At 58.1% G+C, this 7,331-nt stretch carries 4 protein-coding genes; 3 read left to right on the forward strand and 1 reads right to left on the reverse strand.

Features of this window, described 5'->3' with window-relative positions; all coding sequences use genetic code 11:
- Window positions 1–631: 631 nt before the first annotated feature.
- The 3 genes from CA85_RS24375 to CA85_RS24385 all read left to right on the forward strand — a co-directional run bounded on the left by CA85_RS24375 (window position 632) and on the right by CA85_RS24385 (window position 5,445).
- Window positions 632–3,007 (forward strand): DUF1549 domain-containing protein, encoded by a 2,376-nt coding sequence (locus CA85_RS24375; RefSeq protein ID WP_146394319.1) that lies wholly within the window; start codon window positions 632–634, stop codon window positions 3,005–3,007.
- Between the two features lie 2 nt (window positions 3,008–3,009).
- A complete protein-coding gene (locus CA85_RS24380) occupies window positions 3,010–4,449 on the forward strand; it encodes a DUF1501 domain-containing protein (RefSeq protein WP_146394313.1) in 1,440 nt (479 codons plus the stop codon).
- A 63-nt stretch (window positions 4,450–4,512) separates the two neighbouring features.
- The gene (locus CA85_RS24385) at window positions 4,513–5,445 is read left to right on the forward strand and encodes a hypothetical protein (RefSeq protein WP_146394315.1); all 933 of its coding nucleotides are present in this window, start codon (window positions 4,513–4,515) and stop codon (window positions 5,443–5,445) included.
- A gap of 171 nt (window positions 5,446–5,616) precedes the next feature.
- On the opposite strand, the gene CA85_RS24390 is transcribed toward CA85_RS24385, so the two are convergent.
- Complete coding sequence (locus CA85_RS24390) at window positions 5,617–6,810, reverse strand: iron-containing alcohol dehydrogenase (protein WP_146394317.1); 1,194 nt, start codon at window positions 6,808–6,810, stop codon at window positions 5,617–5,619.
- Window positions 6,811–7,331 lie beyond the last annotated feature (521 nt).

Consider the following 7,331-nt stretch of genomic DNA (forward strand, 5'->3'; position numbering starts at 1 on the left):
GAAACTCGCTGAAGGCTCGTTTCTCGACCCTCCCCAGCTTCGCTCGGGAGGGTGAAATCAGGACAGAAATCACCTCCATGAAAATCAACCGAAACGGGTCGCAACCCCAAAGATTGAACAGCCCAGGGTAGCCCCGCTGTTGATTACCCACAAGTTTGCTCCCCCGTGTGCTTGTCACACGCCGAAGCGACGTTTTTCTAATTAGAAAAACGCGGTATCGACACGCGTTCCCCTGTCAGCTTGTCTGACAGGAAACCAAGTCGATCAACTTTGCTGTCATGCGGGGCAAGCCCGCATGGGAGCGGGGTGTATGCTCGATCTTGATCTAATCACAAAACGGAGATTCCTGTCAGACAAGCTGACAGGGGATCCGGTTTTGTGGGTAAATCCTCGCTGACCGGCGTGTTGATTTAGTGAGCGGCGAGCCCGATGCCGCACAGTCAGCGGGCATCGTGTATGCTGCGGTCCTGTGGGTTAGACTCGATCGAGTCGATCCCTTGGACTGGCATTCGCTCGACGCCAACTGCTTTTGACTGCGAAGTGGTCTTCATGCTGCCCAGTGTCACCAACCTGGGCCAACGCAGGTAGCATTAGGCGTCAGTCCCCACTCCCGGATATCCAATTAGTGCCGATGAAGCCTCTGTATCTTCTTCTCCTCGCCGTCTCGATCGCGGTATCGCCTCGCCCGTCATGGGCGGTTGATTTCGCCCATGAAGTGATGCCCATTCTGCGGGAGCATTGTGCCCAGTGTCACGCTGGCAGCAATCAAAAAGGCGGTTTGGGCATGAACACACGTGCCAACCTGTTGGCTGGGGGAGAATCTGGCGGGGTGGTGGAGCCCGGTGAGGCGGAATACAGCCGGCTGATCGAGCTGATCGAGACCGACGACGAAAGCGAGAGGATGCCGCCCGACGGGCCGCGCGTCCCACCGGAAGACGTTGCGATTCTGAAGAAGTGGATCGATGCAGGCATGGCCTGGGACCCTGAGATCACGCTGGGTGAATCCGCGTGGGAACCCGAGCTGGCTCCGCGAGTCGTTCACCTGCCACCCGCCCGCGACCACCGCAGCCACCCCATTGACCGGATACTCGATAACGATCTGGCTACTCGGGATCAAACGCCTCCCCCGCCCGTGTCCGACGCAGTGTTCATGCGACGAGCCTCGCTCGACGCCATCGGGCTGCTCCCCTCGGCCGAAGAGCTACAGGCGTTCCTTGCCGATCCCGCTGGTGATAAGCGCGAACGTTTGATCAAACAGTTGCTGGCTCGCGAGGTCGATTACGCCGATCATTGGTTAACCACCTGGAATGATCTGCTACGCAATGACTACACCGGCACTGGATATATCACCGGTGGGCGAACGCAGATTACCCCCTGGCTCTACACGGCTCTGCGATTGAACCAACCCTACGACGAGATGGTGCGAGATCTAATCGCTCCGTCAGAAGATTCGGCAGGTTTCATCAATGGGATTCAGTGGCGTGGTGACGTCAATGCCAGCCAAACTCGCGAAATTCAGTTCGCCCAAAGCATCTCGCAGGTGTTTCTGGGCATCAACATGAAATGCGCCAGCTGCCACGATAGCTTTATCGATCGCTGGACGTTATCGGAAGCCTACAATCTTGCGGCAATCTATTCCGATGAGCCTCTCGAGCTCAATCGCTGTGACATACCCATTGGAACGATGGCGACGCCGAAGTGGATCTTTCCTGAACTGGGCGACATCGATCCGGAAGCGCCCAAAGAGAAACGTTTAGAGCAGTTGGCGGAGCTGATGACGCATCCGGACAATGGGCGTTTCACCCGCACGATTGTCAACCGAATCTGGGAGCGGCTGATGGGGCGCGGTATCGTCCATCCCGTCGACGCGATGGGCACGAAACCGTGGAACGACGACCTGCTGGACTATCTCGCGGTCCGTTTTGCCCAAGACGACTACGACTTGAAGAAGTTCATCCAGTTCGTCATGACATCGCAGGCCTACCAATCCGAAACTGTCGTGTTGGGCAAAGAGCCTGGCGAAGACTATGAGTACGCGGGACCGATCGCGAAACGCATGACAGCTGAACAGTTGCTCGACTCGATCTGGCAGATCACCGGTACCCAACCGGTCGAGATGGTCGCCGATGTCGATCGCTCCCCGCGAGAGGACGTGCAGGATAACGCAGCTCAACAGGCTCGCTTGGATCCCGTGCCGATCTCGGCGCAATGGATTTGGCACGCAGGAGAAACGGGCAAAAAGTCAGAATTGCGAAAGACATTCCAACTCAACGCGACACCTTCGGCTGCGGTCGTCTCGGTGACCTGCGACAACGCGTTCACCATGACAATCAATGGGCGCCAAGTCGCCGCGTCTCGTCAATGGACCGAACCGGCCTATGTCGATGTCCAGCAGTACCTGCGTGCAGGCGAGAATGTCATTGAAGTGGACGCGGAGATGTTCGGCGGCGCAGCTGGATTCATTTGCCAATTCTCAGTTATCGATGGCGGGGAACGCTTCCAAGTCACCAGCGACAAGACTTGGCAAGCACGGCGTCCAGGAAGCGAGCAGTGGGCGACTGCAAAAGAGATCGCGCCGCACGGAGCAGAACCCTGGGGAGAAATCCTCGATATCGATGCGTCCTTCCACCCACCTCGTGGACCCTCGCCACCGGTGCGTGCGGCACTCGTGAAGAATGATTTTCTAATGCGTTCTCTGGGTCGCCCCAACCGCGATTTGGTCGTGACGAGTCGCCCCGCCGAACTCACCACCCTGCAAGCGATCGACTTAGCCAACGGAGAGATTTTGGCGAACTATCTCAACCGCGGTGCTGAGAACCTCGTCGCCGAAGGCTGGACGGCGCCCGAATTACTCGAGTGGTTGTACCGCTGCGCATTCTCGCGTCCGCCCACGACGAGCGAACGAACTTACCTCCTGGAGGTCCTCGGAGAGCATCCAGATCTCGTCGACGTGGAAGACCTGTTGTGGATGGTCTTCATGCAACCCGAATTTCAAATGATCCGATAAGCATGATCAACCAAGAGCAAATCGCCCGTCGAACGTTGTTGAAACAACTTGGTGCCGCGTCACTTGCCGCGCTGGGAACCAACCAACCCAACGCTTGGGCTAGCAATGATTCGATCGCCATCCGCCATCCCGAGGCCAAAGCCGATTCGTGCATCCTCATTTGGCTCGCCGGTGGCATGGCGTCACCCGACACCTTCGACCCGAAACGCTACCTGCCTTTTGAGAAAGGTCTCTCGATCGATCGCATCCTGAGCACCTTCCCAGCGATCGATACGGCGGTCGATAACATTAAAATTTCGGCAGGCATGGAGAACATTGCGGGGGTCATGGATCGCGGTACCCTGATTCGATCCGCTGTCCAACCTGACCTCGGGCACATTCTTCATTCACGCCACCAGTATCATTGGCACACAGGCTACGTCCCGCCACTAACCGTGGCCGCGCCGCACATCGGGGCGTGGATGGCGAAAGTCCTCGGCCCCAAGAACCCGGTTGTCCCACCGTTCATCAACATCGGCCAGCGACTCGAGGGGGTCGGTGAAAAGGAAGAACTCAAGGCATTCACCACCGGTGGATTCTTTGGAACCGAGTTCGGGCCGATGAACCTGCCGTTTCCCGAAGACGCGGTGCGGTCAGTTCAACCTCCTCCCGGGATGCAGCCCGGTAGATTCGCCAATCGCTACCGACACTACAAGAAACTCGTCGACCAAAATCCCAATCGCGATTGGATGAGTGACTACCAACAGGAGTCGATGCTGCGTTCGATGGAAGCGGCACACCGCCTGCTCGGATCGAAGGAGAAGCAAGCGTTCGATTTAACGCTGGAACCACAGGAATCTCGCCAGGCATACGACACGGGGCGTTTCGGACGCGGTTGTTTATTGGCCCGGCGGTTGGTCGAGTCGGGTGCTCGGTTCGTAGAAGTGACCTCGGAGTACGTTCCCTTCCTGCACTGGGACACTCACGAAAAAGGACATTCCACGGTCGCACGACTCAAACGCGAAGTCGATCGTCCCATCGCTCAGCTGATTCTGGATCTCGAATCGCGTGGTTTGCTGGATCGTACCCTCGTCATCATCGCCAGCGAATTCAGTCGCGACATGATGATCGAAGGGGTGCCCGGCTCCAATGCGAAAGACCAAGCCACCAATAAGACCGATATCCTTACCGAGATGAAACACTACGGATTGCACCGTCATTTTACTGGCGGATCGAGCGTGGCGATGTTCGGTGGGGGCGTCAAGCAGGGGGCCTTGTACGGGGCAACCGCTGTGGAACGTCCGCTGATTGCAGTGGAGAATCCCGTTTCGGTAGAAGACCTGCACGCGACGATTTTTACAGCGATGGGGATCAGCCCCCAAACGGCCTACGACGTGGAAAAGCGACCGTTCTTCGCCACCAAAGATGGGCACGGCAAGCCGGTTGTCGACGTGTTTGCCTGAGCGAAGAATTTTCGGACGGCAACGATCCGATCAGCGGCCCGGAGCCACCCTCAGGCAACCACCGTGGCCTTCCCCGGATTCTTTCCGCCGCTGGAATTGTGCGGCAAGGATGTTGGTGCCAAAGCGGGCGAGTTCGACCGACACTCGTTCACCGATGGAGGGAGTTACGACAACACACTTTTAGTAGGGCTCTCGGAAGTCTCCCGGACCGAGGAGCTGTACCGCATCCCCGCCTTTCAATCCCTGACACTGGCCGACGAGCAGGCCCAAGCGAAACTGCGTCAGATCGTCGCCAGCGGCCAGGATCCGGATGTGGAAGAGCGGGTTTGGCTCAATTGCGAACTCGCCTCAGCAGCCCTCCGCCGTGCCAACGGCAAACCCTGTATCCAGTCGGGGCCTAACGAGCTCGATGAAATCTTGGTCAGCGATGCGGGTGCCAGCTTCAAGGTCCGTCCCGATGGTCGTGCCGGTGGCCTGCTCAACACCGCCTTGTGGTCCACCGACATCTTGATGGACCGTGTCAATCAACTCGAATCGGGATCGTTTGAAGACACCGCCGGCTTGCTGTTCTTTCCAATCACCCGTTTGGTTCGCGAAAGCGACGATTCGACGGCACCCCACCCCGAGATCCAGCGTCAGGCGGCCCTGATCCGCACCGATATGGACCGCTTCTCTGAACTGGAGATTTCATCGCTCATCCAACATGGCTACTGTGTTGCTAGGCAGGTCTTTCGTGAGAGCGGCGGCGAACTATCGAAAGATCTACCCGACAATCCGCCCTGGGACCCCCTCGGCAACCAGTTCGATCTGCGCCAATCGAAAGATCGAACCGTTGAAGATGCCCAGCAGGTGTTGCCCGCTGCTCGCATCCTGCAACGTTCCTCGGCTAGGCGGACGAGCGCGCGCCAGTCCTATGTGTTGACCACGATCAATTCACTCTCAATCGCTTTCCCATCGACCAGCCAGAGCAGGTGGAGTTGGTCAAAGCGACCATGACAGTCGAATTACCGATCGGGTCGATCGCCACCTTTGAACTGATCAATCCGGAAAACAACTATCGCTACGAATGCCGCTGGCGTTGGCTCGATAACGATCACCACCGCTGAGACAACGCTCCCATTCTGAGGATCTTTCCAGCCTCGAGAGATGGCCGATTCAATATCGCCGCTAGGCCACGTCTTGATACAACCCACGCACCGAATCGGCGTCGAGTTTGATCGGATTGAAGGTCCCTGTCCATTGTTTCAACGCGTCGCCAACGAACGTTTCGATGTCCGAGGTCGGAATCGATAGTTCGCGCATCGAAGTCGCTAGCCCCGCTGAGCGGGCCCACTGCGTGACCATCTCCGCCAATCGACCAGGTGCTTCCTCCACAGGCGTGGACGTGGTCCCGAGAGGTTCGACTTCTCGCAATAGTTCAGCGTACCAGGGTGCATGCTGTTTGCCGTTGAATCGAATCACGGCCGGCAGCATCAAACCCACCGCCTGCCCGTGTACGATATCATGCCGCGCCGTCAACGGGTTGGCTGTCGCATGCGCGGCACCGAGCATGGAGGTTTCGATCGCCATCCCCGCGAATGATGCACCTAACTGCATATTGCCCCTCGCCACGATATCTTCCGGTGATTGCAATACCTTGGGAAAGGACTCAGCGAGCAGCCCAAAAGCACGGCGACTGTAGGTTGTCGACAGTGCGTTGCGGGGAACGGTCACGTAGGTTTCGATCGCGTGTGAGATCGCATCCATCCCGGTTAAGCTCGTCACCGAGGCTGGCATCGTCACGGTCAATTCGGGATCGAGGACTGCGATGCGACAGGCAGCCCGCGGGTCGCCGCACGCCATTTTGACGTGGCTAACCGGATCGCTGATCAACGCAAAACTCTGCGTCTCGCTCCCAGTCCCACCCGTGGTGGGAACCGCGATCATCGGCAGCATCTCAGCGGTCGCTTTGCCCACACCGTGATAGTCTTCGATGGACCCGCCGCAGCTGTAGACGAAGTTGATCCCTTTGCAACAATCCAAACTGCTGCCACCGCCCAAACCGATCAACAGATCAGGGTGGAACGCGGCTGCCGCGACCACGCCAGCATCCACCATCGCAGAGGTTGGGTTCTCGGCAAATTCGTGAAATGATCCGACCGCCAAGCCTGCCTGCTCCAGGGAGTCGGCGACACGTTGAAAGTGGCCCGCCGCCACGATTCCCGCATCGCTGACGACCATCACCCGTTGGGCACCCAAGGAGACCGCTAGCTCAGCGAGCTGAGCGGAGGACCCCGGCCCGAAGATCAAACGTGTCCGGGGCTGGACGTCAAACGAGGCCTGAGCGGCCGGGCCGGCGTGATTGAAGCTGGACGTAGTCATAGCGCCTTGAAATCAAGAGTCCCCTCGCTCCCGCGAGACGGCCGAAGGATGCGGCAAGGGTGATGAATTACCACAACCATCCTGCCGACGACAAGCGTATCACGCCAGCCCCCCCTGCAGAGTTTGAAGCGAGCGGCAGAACTATACTAATCGTAGTGGACGAGGCGACGAGTCCATTCTCCTGAAAACTCGACTCATGGTAGTGGACGAAGCGACGAGTTGGTCATTACCCACAAGATTGCTCCCCCGTGTGCTTGTCACACGGGAAGCAACGTTTTGTGATTACCCGCATGAATCCCGACGGAAGCGTTCTTGAGCCCCAACGGGGCGGCTGTATGAAAGCCCAGGGCATCGCCCTCTTTATCCTACACATCTTTTTTTAGCCCGTTCCGAATGCAATATAGGCTTCGCGGTACGCCTGCAGTCGCCGCAGTCCACGCCAGATTACGGTGGAACCGGGCGGTCCTTGCCCTGTTTTGTTCAAGTAGCCGCCCAACTGCGCCAACACCAGCATGAACTCG

The sequence above is a fragment of the Allorhodopirellula solitaria genome, assembly GCF_007859855.1.
Lineage (GTDB): Bacteria > Planctomycetota > Planctomycetia > Pirellulales > Pirellulaceae > Rhodopirellula > Rhodopirellula solitaria.

What these genes read in the sequence shown, in the direction of transcription:
- CA85_RS24390 (WP_146394317.1), bottom strand. Translation starts at nt 6,810, where the DNA reads ATGACTACGTCCAGCTTCAATCACGCCGGCCCGGCCGCTCAGGCCTCG.
- CA85_RS24375 (WP_146394319.1), top strand. Translation starts at nt 632, where the DNA reads ATGAAGCCTCTGTATCTTCTTCTCCTCGCCGTCTCGATCGCGGTATCG.
- CA85_RS24380 (WP_146394313.1), top strand. Translation starts at nt 3,010, where the DNA reads ATGATCAACCAAGAGCAAATCGCCCGTCGAACGTTGTTGAAACAACTT.